Genomic DNA, 16647 nt, shown 5'->3' on the forward strand with positions numbered 1-16647 from the left:
TGTTGCCATCATTGGAAATTACTTACGGTAGAGATGCTCCGACTACGGCTGCGCCTGCGCTCAGCATGACACGTTCTGTTAGTGCTATCTACCGCAAAGGTAGGCGCGAAACGAAATCGTGCAGCAGCGCAGCTACTTCCTCGGGAGCGTCATAAGGAAGCAGGTGACCGGCACCGCCGATGATTTCCAAGGGCGTATCGTCGGGTAGCAGAGGTAGGGTTTCCAGGCCGTGCACCGAGGGCGACATGATCTGGTCTTGGTCGCCGGCTAAGATGGCGCAGGGCACCTGCACGTCGCACATACGAGCCGCAATGTTTTCGCGGCTGCCGTGTAGCAGCCAGGCATCCCAGGCGCCCTTGCTACTGCGCAGATTGTCGTTGATAATCTGTTCTTTGATAGCAGGCGGCTGCGGCCGGGCCGTGATGGTTTGGAAGGTTTTTTCGGCCTCAGCGGGTTTGCCGTAGGCTTTCAGACTCTCCTGGCGGTCCTGCTCCGTCATGGGCTCGGCGGTGGGCGGCGAGGGCGACAGCAGGGCCACGCCTACCAGGCCCACCGGCTGCTGTGCCGCCAGCGCCAGCGCAATTTTGCCGCCCATGCTATGGCCCACCAACACGTAATGCGTTAGCCTTTGTTCTTTGATATACGCAGCTATTGTATCGGCGTAGGCATCTAAGGTGTAGCCGCCCGTTGGGGCAGGCGCGCCGCCAAAACCGCCCAAATTGGGCGCTAAAGAAGAATAATCAGAGCCCAGTGCATCGGCTACGCCCTGCCAGGCGTGGCCGGCGCCTGCCCAGTAATGGAGGTAAATAAGGGTAGGAAAGTTGGAAGATGCCATTGCGCAGTGGTTAGCAGCCGCCTACGTAGCGGCTCTGCTTATGTACGGCAACGAAATGGAAAGCGCTGGCTTTTGCAGCGTTACTACGGTTGAGCCAACCCCTCCAGATACGCCTTCACTTTGGGCGAATCATAGTCAGCCATGCCCTCGTGGCGAGTGATAATCCGGCCATCTGGTCCGATAATAAGGGTAGTGGGAATGGCCTGCGAGTCGAAGGCCGGCGGGAGAGGCGCGGCCGGGAAAAACACCGGTACGGTGTAACCTTTGCGCCGAATGAAAGCCTGTGCTTTCTTTGGGTTGCGGTCAAACGACACCAGTACGAAAGCCACTTTTTGCTTGTCTACCTTCTCATACAGCGCCTGAATACCGGGTAGCTCCGCCACGCAGGGCGGGCACCAGGTAGCCCAGATATTGAAGAAAACCGTCTTGCCGCGTAGGGCCTGCAGGTTGGTGGGCTGGCCGTCGAGGGTGAGCAGGGGCACATCAGGGTAGGCAGCAGCAGTAGCTGTTGCCACAGCCGGAGCCGGGGTAGAGACTGTGGGTAGTGTAGGTTGCATCAGGCCGGTGACCAGCAGCCCGCGCTGCAACGTGCTCACTACCGGCACGCGCAGCGCCGGAATGAAAACTACGGCCGCCAGCACGAGCCAGGGCAGCCAATCAAAAAGTAAGCGGCGATAATTCTGCATGACTGTACTCTATATGACTTCTTCCCTATTTACCGCCACCGAATTTTGCGGCCGGCTTGCCCGGCGTGTAGGCGCTCGGGTACCTTGGCCAGTACCAGCTCGCGTAGGCTGTGCAGCAGGGGTAGGCGCACAAAGCCGTGATGCACCACCATGCTGATTTCGCGCACCGGCTCGGGCGCCTCGAAGCGCTTCACCATGGGATTATTGTCCAGCTCGCTGAGTACCGATAGCTCCGGCACCAGCGTGTAGCCGTGGTTGCGGCGCACCAGCTCCTTCAGGGTTTCGATGGAGCCGCTTTCGTAGGTGAAGGGTTGGCTGTCGGCCACGGGCGAGGGCGAGCAGATGTTGAGCACCTGATGGCGGAAGCAGTGACCCTGCTGCAACAGCCACAGGCCCGGCGCGCCCAGGTCGGTGGGGCTAATAGTGGCCTGTGGGTAGAGGCTGTGGCCTTCGGACACATAGCCCAGGAAAGGCTCTTCCAGCAACGGAATTTCCCGCAGTTGGCGGTCATCGAGAGGCGTCACGAGCAGGCCCACATCCAGCTGGTTTTCCTTGAGCCGTTGCATAATGTCGGCCGACTGCATTTCCTCTACCTGCACCCGCAATTGCGGGTGACGCTCCACCAGCTCTACCAAGAACAGCGGCACCAGGTAGGGCGCCAAGGTAGGGATGATGCCCAGGCGCAAGTCGCCTACCAACTCGCCTTTTTCCACCTGCACCACCTCGCGCAGCTGCTGGGAAGCACGCAAAATCTCGCGTGCTTTCTCGATTACCTTGGTGCCAACCGTGGTGGGTATCACGCCTTTGCGGGTGCGGTCGAAGAGCAGTACGCCTAACTCTTCTTCCAGCTTTTGCACCTGCATGCTCAGGGTAGGCTGCGTGACACAGCACTTGTCTGCGGCCAGCACAAACTGCTGGTGCGCGTCGAGGGCTACGATATATTCCAACTGCTGCAACGTCATCGGCTCACGGATTCTTTCAGATTTTGCGGATTAGTCGGATTTTGTGGACAATCATAGGCTGTACTATGCACTGCCTTACAGCTTTGCTGCTGAAGCACGGTAAAGCTTCGTGAGTTTGCGAGCTGAAAAGATGGGTAGCAATAAGCTGCCCGGCCCTATAAATCGTCCGTAAAATCCGACTAATCCGCAAAATCCGAAAAAATCTGTGAGCCTTTACACTTCCACTTTCAGCTCAGCCGGGCGTTTCGTGATCTGGAAGATTTCCCCGTGCGGTACCATCGTAATCTGACCAAATTCCTGGAGCATCATCTTGTAGCTTTCGCCAACGGGACGAATTTTGCGATTGAGGTCGTAGAGGCCGCAGGGGTTTACAAAGCCGCGCTTTTCGGCCAGCGAGATGTCCCAATCAATCTGATCGAGGAGGGAATACCACGTGAAGCCGACCACCGGCACGCCGTCCTGACGGATGCGGGTCACGTTCACCCACTGCTTCCAGAGCCAGCATTCGGCGTCTAGGGCGTTGAAGGTGTTGGTTTCGGTGTGGAACACGGGCTTGCGGTACCGCTCGTAGTATTGCTTGGTCATAGTGTACCAACCTAGCACGTCTTCGGCAGAGCACAGGTCGCCGTTGGGCTTGATAATCTTCTCGTTGCGGCCGTAGTAGTCGTTGCCCATGATCTGGTATCCGGGAGGTTCGCCGGCCATAAACCACTTTAGCTCCTCGCGGGTCATACCGTTGTCGAGGCAATACAGCAATACCTCGGCGTCGATGGTGTGAGCATAGAGCAAATCCAGCGACAGAAAGCGCAGCTTGTTGGTGAGGCGCGTATGGTCACTTTCCACCGCCCGCATCTCGTGAATGTACTCCGCCGATTCGCTCTGCACAATTACGCAGTCGGGGCGGTACTTGGCAATTTGATGGTTGCCCATGATGCTGGCAGCCACGCAGTGCTTCATGGCCGTCACAAACCCCTTGTCGGATTTCAATTGTTCGTTCCAGATGCCGTCTTTAGCACTGGCGCGGGCCGTCACGTAAATTTCGTTGACGGGCGTATAGAAACGCACCCAGGGGTAGCGCTGGGCCACAGCGCCGCAGTACTCGGCAAAGTGCACAGGCAGCTCGGGGTTCTGAAAGTTCTCCAACCAGTCGGGCACGCCAAAGTGCATCAGGTCCAGAATAGGCGTGATGCCCAGGCGTTTGATTTCGGCCATAGCAGCATCCGCAAACTCCCAGTCGTACTTGCCTGGTGCCTTCTGAATTTTGTAGTAGGGCAGATTGTAGCGCAGCACGTTCAGCCCCATCTCCTTCACCAGGCCCAGGTCTTCCTTATAGCGGTTGTAGTGGTCGGTTTCCTCGAGCAGGTCGCGGCGGGTTTTGCCGTGGTCGATGGTAGGGTAGGAGCACTCAATGCCCGTCGCAAACATGAAGTTGCGGGGTGATTTGGTAGGCAGACCGCTTCCGTCGCGGCCATCTGCGCCCCCAAATTGGTCGCCTTCGTACGTGCCGTTGCCGAATTTCTTTTTGATGTGTTTTAAAAAGTCCTGTGCCATAAAGGGTAGGACGCTTTGCGGGCGTCCATCGTTGAAATATTGAACGGTGAGTAGGCGAGGCCGTTCAACGCAGACGTTCAACGACGGACGCGTGCAACGCGCCCCTACCGGGCTTTCTCTAAAAATTTATCGGCCGTGCGCAGGCTCAACGCCATAATCGTCAGCGCCGGATTGACGCTCAAGGCGCTCGGAAATACAGAGTTATCACAGATATACAGGTTCGGCACGTCGAAAGCGCGGCCGTCGGCGTCTACCACGGCGTCGTCGCCGCTCCGGCCCATGCGCGCCGTGCCAATGGTGTGGGCATAGCGCGGGAAAGCCCAGATATCGGTGGCACCGGCCGCTCCCCAAATCTGGCGCATAATGTTTTCGGCGTGGGCCGTCATGCGCTTTTCGTTTTCCTGGGCCGTGAAGTGAATGCGGGGTTTGGCCACACCGCGGGCGTCTTTTTCCTCGGCCAGCTCCAGGTAGTTGCTGTCGTGGGGTAGGCAGTCGCCCAATATGTTGATGCCGGCAATGTGGTTGTAGTTGCGCATGTAGTCGCGGCCTGCCTGGCCCCAGAGCTTGCGCGCCCGTGCCGCCTGCGAAGCAAACGTAACGGGCATCACCCCAATGCTTTGCAGTAAGTAGCCGCCCACAAAATCAGCATCCTTGGGGCGGTGCGTATCCTCCGAAATCAGCGCACCGGGAATGCCTTTGTAAGGCCGCACATCCTCGGGGAAAGTGCCCCACACCTGCACGCCGGTATGCGCCGTGAAGTTGCGCCCTACCTGGCCGCTGTTCAACGCTAACTCGTTCAGCAGCAGCAAGCGAGGCGTTTCGATAGCGCCCGCGCACAAAAACAGATTGCGGCACTTTTGGCGCAGTGTGATGCCGTTTTGCTCATACACCACGCCCGTGATGGCGCCACTAGCATCGCGCTCAATCTCCGTGACGTAGCTGTTAGGCCGAATATCGGCGCCGTAGTTGGCCGCTAGGGGTAGGAAGGTAACGTCCATGCTGGCTTTGGCGCCGATGTTGCAGCCCGCCTGGCAAAAACCCCGGTTGGTGCACGCCTCGCGCCAGCCAATCCCCTCCTGGTAATACCGCGCCGACAACGCTGCATTGGCTGCCGGTGAGGTCTTGATGCCCAGCTGCTCGCAGCCGCGCTGCATCAGTTGCGCAGCCCCGTTCAGGGGTAGGGGAGCCAAGGGGTAGCTGTGCTTGCGGGTAGGGCCCCAGGGGTAGTTCTTGGGGCCAGAGATGCCCAAGAACTGCTCCAGCTCGTCGTAATACGCCTCCAGGTCTTCGTAGCCGATGGGCCAGTCCTTGCCCACGCCAAAGTCGCGTTGCAGGCGGAAATCGTCGTCCTGGGCGCGGGGGGTGTAGGCGGTGTAGTGCAGGGTAGAGCCGCCTACCCCAATGCCGGAGTTGTTGCGGCCAAAGGCAATTGGGTCCTCGCCGGCCGACAGCCGCTCATCGTTCCAAAACAAGAACGCTTGTGCTTTCTCGTCGGTGGCGAAATCCTTACGTGGGTCGTGCCAGGGGCCGGCTTCCAGGGCCACTACCTTCAGGCCGGCCATAGCCAAGCGGGCCAACAGAGGCGCGCCGCCCGCGCCGGTGCCAATCACCACGCAATCCACTACCTCGTCGGGGTCGGGGAGGGGGGCGGGTTGTTCCAGCGGGTCGCGGCTGGGGTCAGCCTGCAAGTCGTTTTCTTCGATTATTTCTTTGAGAAGCGGATCCTGAATCTCGGGTTGGAGGGGATTCAAAACGCCTTCTTCAGCTACTTCTTCCTCAGGCATAAAGGGAAAGGTGAAAGTGTGAGTCGTGAATTTGTGAATAGTGAGAGCAAGCTGTGGGTAAGTTGCTGATAGGGATTGCGTGCGTCAGCATGACGATAGGCAATCCTACCTTCACAACTTCACCTTTTACAACTTCACCTGTTCTTCCGGCTCGCGGGGGTCTAATTCGTTGAGTTGGAGGTGGTGCCAGCCGGGTACATCGGCCATGCCGACGTAGCCGATTTCTTCCTGCGCCAAGGGGTGGGCGTAGTAGTTCTCGGTGAGTTCAGCCAGCAGTTCCTCGAAAAAGCGAACCCCAGACATTTCCTGCCACACGTCGCCGGGCGCGGTGCCTTGCTGCACCGCGTTCAATACTTGGTCTTTCTGCTCGTCGCTGAGCGACAGAAACTTCTGCCCGAACATGGTTTCGGCGCTGTCGCGGATGCCGCCCAAGCCCATGCGGTAGGCTTCGCGGTCGGGGGGTAGGGCGTCGTAGCGCCAGCCGTCGGAGCCGCCTTCTAGCAGGCGCTTATCTACGGCCGGAGCCAGCTCAATGGGGTTGTCGGGGCGGTCGGGCTGCGGAAACAGGCGCGCCGCTACGGCGCGCAGCAATTCGTAGGTGGCACCATCGAGGTACTGCGGCTCGTACACGGGCGCGTCAAGGCGGGCTTGCAGCGCGTCGCGGGTAGCATCGGTCACGAGGTCGGTAGCCAGCAGCGCCCGTACGGTGCCTTCTGGGTAATGAGGAGAGGCCATAAGGAGGAGAAATGCGGCACCAATCAGTGTACCGACAGTTAACATCAGTTTCTACGGAGAAATACAAAACAGGGTGCCTGTTTCAAGCTAAACCGTAGAATTTATATGCATCAAACAAACAGCCCAGAGCATTTGCCCTGGGCTGCGGGGTGCTTCTGCGAAAAAGACAACTTTTTACTCGTCGCTGCTGGTCTTGCCGCCCGTTACGGGAATGAAGGCGCCGGTCATAAAGGAGCCGTCTTGCGAGGCGAGCAGCACGTAGGCGCCTACCAGCTCCTCGGGTTGGCCGGGGCGCTGCAAGGCTACCTCGTGGCCGTACTTGTCGATTTCAGAAGCAGGCATGGTGCCGGGGATGTTGGGTGTCCAGATAGGACCGGGCAGCACGGCATTCACCCGAATGCCCTTCTCGCCCAAGCTTAGCGCCAGCGACTTGGTGAAGGCGTGAATAGCGCCCTTCGACGAAGCGTAGTCGATGAGAATCTTGTTGCCGGTTTGGCCCACAATGCTACCCGTGTTGATGATGCAGTCGCCTTTTTGCAGGTGCGGCACGGCGGCCTGGGCCATAAAAATGTAGCCCATGATGTTGGTCTCAAACGTGCGCCGGATTTGCTCCACCGGAATGTCCTCGAATTTCTCCTGCGACATCTGGTAGGCAGCGTTGTTCACCAGAATGTTTAGGTCGCCCAACTCGTCGTGGGTGCGGCGCACGGCCGAAAGGCAGTTTTCGGGCTCGCGCACGTCGTATTTCAGCACCAGGCAGCGGCGGCCCGTGCCTTCCACCATGGATTTGGTTTTCTCGGCGTCTTCGTCGTTTTCGTTGTAAAGGATGGCCACATCGGCACCTTCCATGGCAAAGCCCAGGGCCACGGCCCGACCAATGCCGGAGTCGGCGCCGGTGATGAGGGCTACTTTACCCTCTAGCTTGCCGGCTGGCTTGTAGTAGGAAAGGTCGGAGTCGGGCTGCTGCTTCATATCGGCCTGTTTGGCCGGGTAGGGCAGCTTTTCGGCTTTCATATCATCCGAGGTAGGGCGAAATTCAGTGCTCATAGGAGTTTAGGTTAAGGTAGGAAGGGTTGGTGAGTAGGAATACGCAAAAGCACGGCGGTTGGCGGAAGCTGCGCCCAGAAAAAAGCTTCCGACCGGCACGGCCGGCGGAAGCTTTTGGGAAGGCCGTTGTGGGCACCGCGCCTCGCGCAGAGACGCGGCAAACTCAGCCGCCTTTGGGCATGCCGCCCGTTACTTCCAGTAGGCTACCCGTGGAGTAGCTACCGTCAGTCGAAGCGAAATACACGTAAGCTGGCGCCAGTTCCTCGGGCTGACCGGGGCGGCCCAGCATGGTAGCGTCGCCGAAGGTTTTCAAGTCCTCTTTCAGCATACCGCCGGGAATAAAAGGCGTCCAGATAGGGCCAGGCAGCACGGCGTTTACCCGGATTTTCTTGTCGCCCAGGTACTGCGCTAGGCTCTTGGTGAAGGTATGAATAGCGCCTTTGGTAGAGGCGTAGTCGATCTGGTGCTTGTTGCCTACCAAGCCTACAATGCTACCCGTGTTGATGATGGAATCACCTTCCTTCAGGAACGGAATGGCTGCTTGCGCCATGAAGAAGTAGCCCTTGATGTTGGTATCGAACGTGATGTGAATGTTTTCCTCCGGTATGGTCTCGAAGTTTTCGTAGCCCATCTGGTAGGCGGCGTTGTTTACCAGAATGTTGAAGCCGCCCAGCTCGGCGTGGGTGCGGCGCACGGCGTCGCGGCAGGCTTCTGCTGAGCGCACATCGCACTGAATCGACAAAAACTTGCGGCCCTGAGCGCGTACGGCCTGGCCTACTACTTCAGCGTCTTCGGCGTTGGTGTGATAAATAACGGCTACGTCGGCGCCTTCCATGGCAAACGCCAGCGCTACGGCCCGACCAATGCCGGAGTCGCCGCCCGTAATGAGAGCCACTTTGCCGGCCAGCTTGTTTGCTGGGTGGTAGCTCGACATATCCCAGTCGGGCTTCACATCCATGCCCTCTTCGCTGGTGGGGTAGGAGGTAGGTTTGGGGTCAATTTCGCTATTGGTAGGACGAGGTTCGTTGGGGTCAGTGCTCATGGTCAGAATAGTTTAGGTTGGTAAGGGATACGCAGGGTAGGGCGGAAGGTCAGGGGTAGGCCAAAAAGTTGTTGTGTTTAGAAATCCGTTCCAGAAAGTAACTCGCCCTGAAAACAGGAAAGCCTACCGCTCCGAGCAGTAGGCTTTCCTTGGTATAGCTAGATTACGTTGTAGGCAGTCGAAAACGGGGTGCCTGCATTCGGTACTTGGTCTTCAAAACGAAAACCGAGCAACGCTTATTTCTGCTCGATGTCCTGTGCCGCTTCCTTAGTTTCCTGCAACGAAGGATAATCCGTGTAGCCCTTCTCGCCGGCCACGTAGAACGTGGTAGGATCGGGGGTGTTGAGGGCGGCACCTTGCTCGAAGCGCTCCACCAGATCGGGGTTGGCAATGAACGGCACACCGAAGGCAATCAGATCGGCTTCGTTGTTAGCCAAGGCTGCCTCCGCAGTTTCCTGGGTGTAGCCACCGTTCAGGATAAAGGTGCCGTTGAAAATTTCGTGCAGCTTGGCGGCCACGGCCGGCCGGCTAGGCTGGGCCATGGGGTGGCCGGGTAGGGCCTCAATCACGTGCAGGTAGGCCAGGTTGAACTGGTTCAGTTGCTCCGTTACATAGCTGAACGTCGCCACTGGATCGGAATCCTGAATGCTGGCGCTACCCTGGGGCGAGAAGCGGATGCCCACACGGTCGGCGCCCAGCTCGTCTACCACGGCCTGCACCACTTCCAGCACAAAGCGGCTGCGGTTTTCTACGCTGCCGCCATACTCGTCGGTACGCTGGTTGGAGCCGTCTTGCAGGAACTGGTCGAGCAAGTAGCCGTTGGCGCCGTGAATTTCGGCGCCGTCAAAGCCGGCGGCTTTGGCATTGCGGGCGGCCTGGCGGAACTGGTCTACCACACCGGGGATTTCGCTCAGCTCCAGGGCGCGGGGGGTAGGCACTTCTTCCATGCCCTTGCCTGTGAAAGCCTTTGCGCCCTCCGGCTTAATAGCCGATGGCCCCACCGGCAACTCACCATTATGGAAAAACGGGTGCGATACACGACCCACGTGCCACAGCTGAATGTAGATGCGCCCGCCTGCTTCGTGCACCGCGTCGGTTACCTTTTTCCAGCCGGCCACCTGCTCCTCAGAGTAGATGCCGGGCGTGTTGATGTAGCCCACGCCTTGCTCCGATACCTGCGAGCCCTCCGTGATAATCAGGCCCGCCGAAGCGCGCTGCACGTAGTATTCCACGTGCATGTCGGTGGGCTTGTGCTCGGGGTTGTCGGCGCGGCTGCGCGTCATGGGGGCCATCACGAGGCGGTTGGGTAGGGAAAGAGCGCCCACGGTGAAGGGCGAGAAAAGATGGGTTGTCTGTGTCATGTTGAGTGGGTGTACAGCTACAGCAAAGGTGCTGCGCGTATCGGTGTCTACAACTCATGTTTGTACACGAATGTTTTGGCTGGTGCAGAGGTTATCAAATCTTAACACGCTCATGCTGCCGCGCCATCTTGCTCGCTGGTACTACTATCTATCACCCTACTGCGCCACAACCTCTACCCGCCGGTTGCGAGGCCGCTGGCGCGGGTCGCGGTTATCAGCCACTGGCCGGGTGCCACCATAGCCCACCGCCGCTAGCCGGAGCGAATCGATGCCTTGCTGCACCAGGTAGCGCCGCACTACCTGGGCACGTTTCTCAGAAAGATGTTGGTTGAGCGCCGCATCGCCTACATTATCGGTGTGGCCGGCTATTGCTAAGCGGAGCGCGGGCTGTTGCTCTAGGGTGCGGGCTAGCGCGTTCAGGGTAGGGTAGGAGGTAGGTAGCAACGCCGCCGTGCTGCGGGTGAAATAGAGGTTGGGTAACGTAAGGGTCTCGCCCTTCGTGAGCGTGTTCAGAGTAGGCAGAAGAAGAATTGGTGCTACAGCATCGGCGTCGGCTGCCTGGGGGCGCAACGCCGTAAGCGGCTGGATGGTGGCTGGGCGGCGCGTAGCCAGTTTGGTTTGCCGAGCCTTAGCCACGGATGCCACTTTGGAAGCAGTGGTAGTTGGTGGAGCACTGGGTGCGGCGGCTACTGTTGGCGGCAGAGTAGGGGTAGGGCGCGGCGCGGCTGTAGCCGGTAAAGAGGGGTAGAGGTAGCGCGTAGGAATAGGTGCCGGGTCAGTTTCGCCAAACCCTACGGCCTCACGCACCTTATCCCACCACGAAGGCTCCGTGAGAGGTGGTGTTTGCCAGGCCAGCAGCGCTCGGGTGTCGAAGTTTGCCTGAAAGTACTCCACTCGTATAGGGTAGTAGCGCCCAGCCTTCAAGATCATATGCGTAGAAGATATGGTAACTGGCTGATATTGCCAGGAGTCCAAGATTTGCTGCTGCCCAATCCATACGCGCATGCCATCGTCAGTAGCAATCTTGAATTTGTAAGTACCCGTCGAGGGAGCGTAGAGGTAGCCCGTCCAGCGTACCGAAAACCACTGGCCCGGCACCCCCGGCCCCGGCGATACATACCGCTCCGATGGTCGGCCGGGGGTAGGCGGGCTGTAGGTCCAGTCGAAGTCGATATTCTTATCGAGGCGAGTGAGTACCAGCTTCTCAAAGTCGCGCCCAGCATAGTACTGTCCTCGCAAACCCGTGCCGGCAGAAGGCGGCATAATAGTCTGCGCTAACACCGCACGGCTGAGCAGGAAACCAGAAAGCAGGAGGAAAATCCGCATAAGGTGCATAACCACGAAACCAGCGGGGGATAGATGCTCTGGGTTACTAGCCGCTGATGATACAAAATGCGGCAGAAGTAAAAGCCGTGACGATTTTTTCAACAGAGTGGCGCCTCCTACTCATCAAACAAGATTTTCGATCTACCAAGCCAACCTCGCGCAGCAGCCTCAGCAGAAAAGCCAGGACGGTTGTAATCTGAGCTTTGAGCTGTATCTTTGCGTATTACTTATCCAGAAAGACCGAGGGATTGGGCCCTGTGACGTCTTGGCAACCTGACATATTACAAGGTGCCAACTCCCATTTCGCCCTAGCTATTGGGCGGAAGAAGATAAGTACAGGAACCTGCTTCGGCGGTTTTCTCTTTCTGGATAAGCTTTCGTACCCGCTGCTTTCCCGAAGGAAAATCCATGAAGACGACCTGCCCCGACTCCCCGCTCTACGACATCCTCCAACGCCGCCTCCTGATCCTAGACGGCGCCATGGGCACCATGATTCAGCGCTACACGCTGACGGAGGAGGACTTTCGCGGCCCGCGGTTTGCCGACCACGCCAAGCCCCTGCGCGGCAACAACGACCTGCTCTCGCTCACGCGCCCCGACATCATCAAGAGCATCCACGCGGAGTACTTTGCCGCTGGTGCCGATATGGTGGAAACCAATACTTTCTCCGGCACCACCATCGCCCAGGCCGACTACGCGCTGGAACACATTGTATATGAGCTGAACTACGAGTCGGCGCGGCTGGCCCGCGAAGTAGCCGACGAGTTTACGGCCAAGGACCCCAGCAAGCCGCGTTTCGTGGCCGGCGCCATTGGCCCGACCAACCGCACCGCCTCCCTCTCGCCCGATGTGAACCGCCCCGGCTTCCGCGCTGTGACCTTCGACGAGCTGGCCCACGCCTACCACGAGCAAGTGCGTGGCCTGGTAGACGGTGGCTCCGACGCCCTGCTCATCGAAACCATCTTCGACACGCTGAACGCCAAGGCGGCCCTGTACGCGGTGCAGCAGTTCTTCGATGAAGGCGGCCGGCAGGTGCCCATCATGATTTCCGGTACCATCACCGACGCTTCGGGCCGTACCCTGAGCGGCCAGACGGTAGAGGCGTTCTGGAACTCCATTCGTCACCTGCCCCTACTCAGCGTGGGCCTGAACTGCGCCCTCGGTGCCGATCAGCTTAAAGTATATGTGAAGGAGTTGAGCCGCATTGCCGACGTGCACATTTCCGCCTACCCCAACGCTGGCCTACCCAACGCCTTTGGTGGGTATGATGAGTCGGCCGAGGAGTTTGCGGGTTTGGTGGAAGGCTACCTCACCGATGGCCTCGTGACGGTGGTAGGCGGCTGCTGCGGCACCACGCCCCAGCACATTGCCGAGCTGGCCCGCCTGGCCGACAAGTACAAGCCGCGCACCCTACCCAAGGTGCCGCCCGCTACCCGCCTGAGCGGGTTGGAGCCGTTCGGTATCACCGAGCAGAGCTTATTTGTGAACGTGGGCGAGCGGTGCAACGTGACCGGCTCGCGCGCCTTCGCCCGCCTCATTCGTACCGGCAACTACGAAGCTGCCCTGGCGGTAGCCCGCGACCAGGTAGAAGGCGGCGCCCAAGTCATCGACGTGAACATGGACGAAGGCATGCTCGATTCGGAGCAGGCCATGACCACCTTCCTCAACCTGATTGCCTCCGAGCCCGACATTGCCCGTGTGCCCGTCATGATCGACTCCTCGAAGTGGAGCGTGCTGGAAGCTGGCCTGAAGTGTGTGCAGGGCAAGAGCATTGTCAACTCCATTTCCCTCAAGGAAGGCGAAGAAGTATTTAAGGCCCGTGCCCGCACGGTGCGCCAGTACGGCGCGGCCGTGGTGGTGATGGCCTTCGACGAAAACGGCCAGGCCGACAGCTACGAGCGCCGCATCGAAATCTGCCAACGCAGCTACGATATCCTGGTAAACGAGGTCGATTTTGCGCCCGAAGACATCATCTTCGACCCCAACATCCTGACCGTGGGCACCGGCATGGAGGAACATCGCAACTATGCGCTGGACTTCATTGCGGCGGTGCGTTGGATCAAGCAGAACCTGCCCGGCGCCCTCACCAGCGGCGGCGTCTCGAACATCAGCTTCTCCTACCGTGGCAACGACGTAGTGCGTGAGGCCATGCACTCGGCCTTCCTCTACCACGCCATCAAGGCGGGCCTGGATATGGGCATCGTGAACCCCAGTCAGCTGGGCGTGTACGACGAGGTGCCGAAAGACCTGCTCGAACTATGCGAAGACGTCCTGCTGAACCGCCGCCCCGATGCCACCGAGCGCCTCGTGGACTTCGCCGAAACGGTGAAGCAGAAGGAAAAGGTGGAGGTAGTAGCCGATGCCTGGCGCAGCCTACCCGTGCAGGAGCGCCTGCAACACGCGCTGGTGCGCGGCATCACGGAGTTTATTGATCAAGATACCGAGGAAGTGCGCCAGCAGGTAGGGCGCCCATTGGAAGTAATTGAAGGCCCCTTGATGGCCGGCATGAACGTGGTAGGCGACCTGTTTGGGGCCGGCAAAATGTTCCTGCCGCAGGTCGTGAAATCGGCCCGCGTGATGAAGAAGGCCGTGGCCTACCTAGAGCCTTACCTGCTGGCCGACAAGCAAAGCGGCGACCGGCAAACCGCCGGTAAAATCCTACTGGCCACGGTGAAAGGCGACGTGCACGACATCGGCAAAAACATTGTGGGCGTGGTGCTGGCCTGCAACAACTTTGATATTGTGGACCTGGGCGTGATGGTGCCGCTGGAAAAGATTCTGGACGAAGCCGAAAAGCAACAGGTCGACATTATTGGCCTAAGTGGCCTGATTACGCCTTCGCTCGATGAGATGGTGTACGTGGCCCAGGAAATGGAGCGCCGCGGCCTGCAAACGCCCCTGCTCATTGGGGGCGCCACTACCTCGCGCCTGCACGCCGCCGTGAAGATTGCGCCTGCCTACACCGGACCCGTGGTGCACGTGAACGACGCCTCTCGCTCGGTGGGGGTAGCGGCAGGCCTGCTGGGCTCGGCCAAGGAAACCTACGCCCACACCGTGCGCGACGAGTACGAGACTCTGCGCAACGACTACGCCGGCCGCCAGCGCGACAAACGCTACCTCACCATCGAGCAAGCCCGCGAAAACGGCTTTAAGGCCGATTGGGAAGAAACGCCCATCACCAAGCCTACCTTCTTGGGAACGAAGGTGCTGGAAGACTACGACCTAGCCGAGTTGGCCACCTACATCGACTGGACGCCCTTCTTCCACACCTGGGAGTTGAAGGGCCGCTACCCCCGCATTCTGGAAGACGAAACGCTGGGCGAAGCCGCTACCAAGCTGTTCGAAGATGCTCAGGCTCTATTGCGTAAAGTCATCGACGAGAAGCTGCTGACGGCCCGCGCCGTGTTTGGCTTCTGGCCAGCCAATACCGTCGATTACGACACCATTCAGGTGTTCAAAGACGATACCCGGCAGGAGGTGGAAACGGAGTTCTTTACCCTGCGTCAGCAAGGCGAAAAGGGCAAGAACATCCCCAACGTGGCCTTCTCCGACTACGTGGCCCCGCTGGAAACCGGCCGCGCCGACTACATCGGCGGCTTCGCCGTAACGGCCGGCCTTGGCATCGAAAAGCTGCTCGATCAGTTTGAGCAAGACCACGACGACTATTCCAGCATTATGATTAAAGCCCTGGCCGACCGTCTGGCCGAGGCCTTCGCCGAGCGCCTGCACCAGCGCGTGCGGGAGGAGTTCTGGGGCTATGCCTCGGACGAAAAGCTTTCCAACGAAGACCTCATCAAGGAGCAATACCGCGGCGTGCGCCCCGCCCCCGGCTACCCCGGCTGCCCTGACCACACGGAGAAAATCACGCTCTTTGAGCTGCTGGATGCGGAAAACAAAACGGGCATTCACCTCACCGAAAACCTGGCCATGTACCCGGCTTCGTCGGTGAGCGGCCTGTACTACGCCCACCCCGCCTCGCGCTATTTCGGTCTGGGCCGCATCGGCAAAGACCAGGTAGAAGACATTGCCGAGCGCAAGAACATGCCGCTGGCAGACCTGGAACGCTGGCTGGCCCCAAACCTGAACTATGACCCTACGGCCGTGCCGGTTACGGCGTTGTAGGCTTACCCCACCCCCCCGACCCCCTCCCCTCCGGGAGAGGGGGAGCCTGACGATTGTTCTATTCCAAAGCTTATCCGGAGCTAAGCACTTCTGCTAATGCCGCACCGTCTGGCTCCCCCTCTCCCGGAGGGGAGGGGGTCGGGGGGTGGGGTCAACGTATATGAAAGTCACCGAACACCTAGCCAACGCCCACGGCAAAACCCTCTTCTCCTTCGAGGTGCTACCTCCGAAAAAGGGCGAGAATATTAAAACGCTGTTCTCCAACATCGAGCCGCTGATGGAGTTCAAGCCGCCGTTTATCGACGTGACGTACCACCGCGAGGAGTATGTGTACCGCAAACACACCAACGGCTTGCTGGAGAAGCACACCGTGCGCCGCCGGCCGGGTACGGTAGGCATCTGTGCGGCTATCAAGAACCGGTTTGATGTCGATACCGTGCCCCACCTCATTTGCGGCGGCTTCACGAAGGAAGAAACCGAAAACGCCCTCATCGACCTGCACTTCCTGGGCATCGATACGGTGCTGGCCCTGCGCGGCGACCCCCATCAAGAGCGAAGGCCAGTTCAAGCCCGAGCCCGACGGCCACGCCTACGCCTGCGACCTGATTGGGCAGGTATCGGACCTGAACAAAGGAGCCTACCTGGATGAGGAGCAGGACGAAACCTCGGCCACCAACTTCTGCATTGGTACGGCCGGCTACCCCGAAAAGCACTTTGAGTCGCCCAACTCCGGCGCCGATATTCGTTACCTCAAGCATAAGGTAGACCGAGGCGCCGACTACATCGTGACGCAGATGTTCTTCGACAACGAGCAGTTTTTCAACTTCGAAAGTCGCTGCCGCGCGGCGGGCATTACGGTGCCCATCATTCCGGGGCTGAAGCCCATGACCACCAAAAGCCAGCTCACGGCCCTACCCCGCTCGTTCTACCTGAACATCCCGGAGGAGCTGAGCGAAGCCGTGCACCTGGCTCCCGACAACGCCGCCGCCCGCCAGATCGGCATTGAGTGGTGCATCAATCAGAGCCGCGAGCTGATGGCTCACGGCGTGCCGTGCCTACATTACTACAGCATGGGCAAATCTGAGTCTGTGCGTAAGGTAGCCGCTGCGCTGTTTTAGAATAGTGAAATTGTGAAGTTGTGAAATGGTGAGTTTAACGTGCTGGCAGCGCATGCCGTACACAGAGAGGACACTGAA

The 16647-nt window shown here is 59.2% G+C and carries 11 protein-coding genes, 1 pseudogene and 1 riboswitch; of the genes and pseudogenes, 2 read left to right on the top strand and 10 right to left on the bottom strand.

Annotated features, from left to right (window positions below):
- Nucleotides 1-88: 88 nt before the first annotated feature.
- The 10 genes from F1C16_RS18720 to F1C16_RS18765 form a co-directional block, all read right to left on the bottom strand.
- Nucleotides 89-835 (bottom strand): alpha/beta fold hydrolase, encoded by a 747-nt coding sequence (locus F1C16_RS18720; protein ID WP_185282113.1) that lies wholly within the window; start codon nt 833-835, stop codon nt 89-91.
- Between the two features lie 83 nt (nt 836-918).
- Complete coding sequence (locus F1C16_RS18725; protein ID WP_258048960.1) at nt 919-1521, bottom strand: TlpA disulfide reductase family protein; 603 nt, start codon at nt 1519-1521, stop codon at nt 919-921.
- Nucleotides 1522-1550: 29 nt separating this feature from the next.
- Entirely contained in the window at nt 1551-2483 is a 933-nt protein-coding gene (locus F1C16_RS18730; RefSeq protein ID WP_185282114.1) for a hydrogen peroxide-inducible genes activator, read from the bottom strand.
- A 213-nt stretch (nt 2484-2696) separates the two neighbouring features.
- Nucleotides 2697-4034, bottom strand: coding sequence for a family 1 glycosylhydrolase (locus F1C16_RS18735; protein WP_185282115.1), 1338 nt, complete (start codon nt 4032-4034; stop codon nt 2697-2699).
- Nucleotides 4035-4138: 104 nt separating this feature from the next.
- A complete protein-coding gene (locus tag F1C16_RS18740) occupies nt 4139-5818 on the bottom strand; it encodes a GMC family oxidoreductase (protein ID WP_185282116.1) in 1680 nt (559 codons plus the stop codon).
- A 126-nt stretch (nt 5819-5944) separates the two neighbouring features.
- On the bottom strand, nt 5945-6553 hold the full coding sequence (locus F1C16_RS18745) for a gluconate 2-dehydrogenase subunit 3 family protein (RefSeq protein ID WP_185282117.1): 609 nt from the start codon (nt 6551-6553) through the stop codon (nt 5945-5947).
- A 174-nt stretch (nt 6554-6727) separates the two neighbouring features.
- A complete protein-coding gene (locus F1C16_RS18750) occupies nt 6728-7600 on the bottom strand; it encodes an SDR family oxidoreductase (protein ID WP_185282118.1) in 873 nt (290 codons plus the stop codon).
- Nucleotides 7601-7763: 163 nt separating this feature from the next.
- Nucleotides 7764-8642, bottom strand: coding sequence for an SDR family oxidoreductase (locus tag F1C16_RS18755; protein ID WP_185282119.1), 879 nt, complete (start codon nt 8640-8642; stop codon nt 7764-7766).
- Between the two features lie 236 nt (nt 8643-8878).
- On the bottom strand, nt 8879-10003 hold the full coding sequence (locus F1C16_RS18760; RefSeq protein ID WP_185282120.1) for an alkene reductase: 1125 nt from the start codon (nt 10001-10003) through the stop codon (nt 8879-8881).
- A gap of 156 nt (nt 10004-10159) precedes the next feature.
- Nucleotides 10160-11329 carry a PA14 domain-containing protein gene (locus F1C16_RS18765; protein WP_185282121.1) on the bottom strand — a complete coding sequence of 390 codons (1170 nt, stop codon included), beginning with the start codon at nt 11327-11329 and terminating at the stop codon, nt 10160-10162.
- Between the two features lie 224 nt (nt 11330-11553).
- Nucleotides 11554-11665, top strand: a riboswitch (SAM riboswitch).
- A 72-nt stretch (nt 11666-11737) separates the two neighbouring features.
- On the opposite strand from F1C16_RS18765, the gene metH reads away from it, so the two are divergent.
- Both metH and metF read left to right on the top strand, forming a co-directional pair.
- Complete coding sequence (gene metH, locus F1C16_RS18770) at nt 11738-15451, top strand: methionine synthase (RefSeq protein ID WP_185282122.1); 3714 nt, start codon at nt 11738-11740, stop codon at nt 15449-15451.
- Nucleotides 15452-15611: 160 nt separating this feature from the next.
- A pseudogene (gene metF / locus F1C16_RS18775) lies at nt 15612-16569 on the top strand (methylenetetrahydrofolate reductase [NAD(P)H]).
- Nucleotides 16570-16647 lie beyond the last annotated feature (78 nt).

This window comes from Hymenobacter sp. NBH84 (assembly GCF_014217645.1).
Lineage (GTDB): Bacteria > Bacteroidota > Bacteroidia > Cytophagales > Hymenobacteraceae > Hymenobacter > Hymenobacter profundi.

What these genes read in the sequence shown, in the direction of transcription:
- F1C16_RS18730 (WP_185282114.1), bottom strand. Translation starts at nt 2,483, where the DNA reads ATGACGTTGCAGCAGTTGGAATATATCGTAGCCCTCGACGCGCACCAG.
- F1C16_RS18750 (WP_185282118.1), bottom strand. Translation starts at nt 7,600, where the DNA reads ATGAGCACTGAATTTCGCCCTACCTCGGATGATATGAAAGCCGAAAAG.
- metH (WP_185282122.1), top strand. Translation starts at nt 11,738, where the DNA reads ATGAAGACGACCTGCCCCGACTCCCCGCTCTACGACATCCTCCAACGC.
- F1C16_RS18720 (WP_185282113.1), bottom strand. Translation starts at nt 835, where the DNA reads ATGGCATCTTCCAACTTTCCTACCCTTATTTACCTCCATTACTGGGCA.
- F1C16_RS18735 (WP_185282115.1), bottom strand. Translation starts at nt 4,034, where the DNA reads ATGGCACAGGACTTTTTAAAACACATCAAAAAGAAATTCGGCAACGGC.
- F1C16_RS18725 (WP_258048960.1), bottom strand. Translation starts at nt 1,521, where the DNA reads ATGCAGAATTATCGCCGCTTACTTTTTGATTGGCTGCCCTGGCTCGTG.
- F1C16_RS18755 (WP_185282119.1), bottom strand. Translation starts at nt 8,642, where the DNA reads ATGAGCACTGACCCCAACGAACCTCGTCCTACCAATAGCGAAATTGAC.
- F1C16_RS18765 (WP_185282121.1), bottom strand. Translation starts at nt 11,329, where the DNA reads ATGCGGATTTTCCTCCTGCTTTCTGGTTTCCTGCTCAGCCGTGCGGTG.
- F1C16_RS18740 (WP_185282116.1), bottom strand. Translation starts at nt 5,818, where the DNA reads ATGCCTGAGGAAGAAGTAGCTGAAGAAGGCGTTTTGAATCCCCTCCAA.
- F1C16_RS18745 (WP_185282117.1), bottom strand. Translation starts at nt 6,553, where the DNA reads ATGGCCTCTCCTCATTACCCAGAAGGCACCGTACGGGCGCTGCTGGCT.
- F1C16_RS18760 (WP_185282120.1), bottom strand. Translation starts at nt 10,003, where the DNA reads ATGACACAGACAACCCATCTTTTCTCGCCCTTCACCGTGGGCGCTCTT.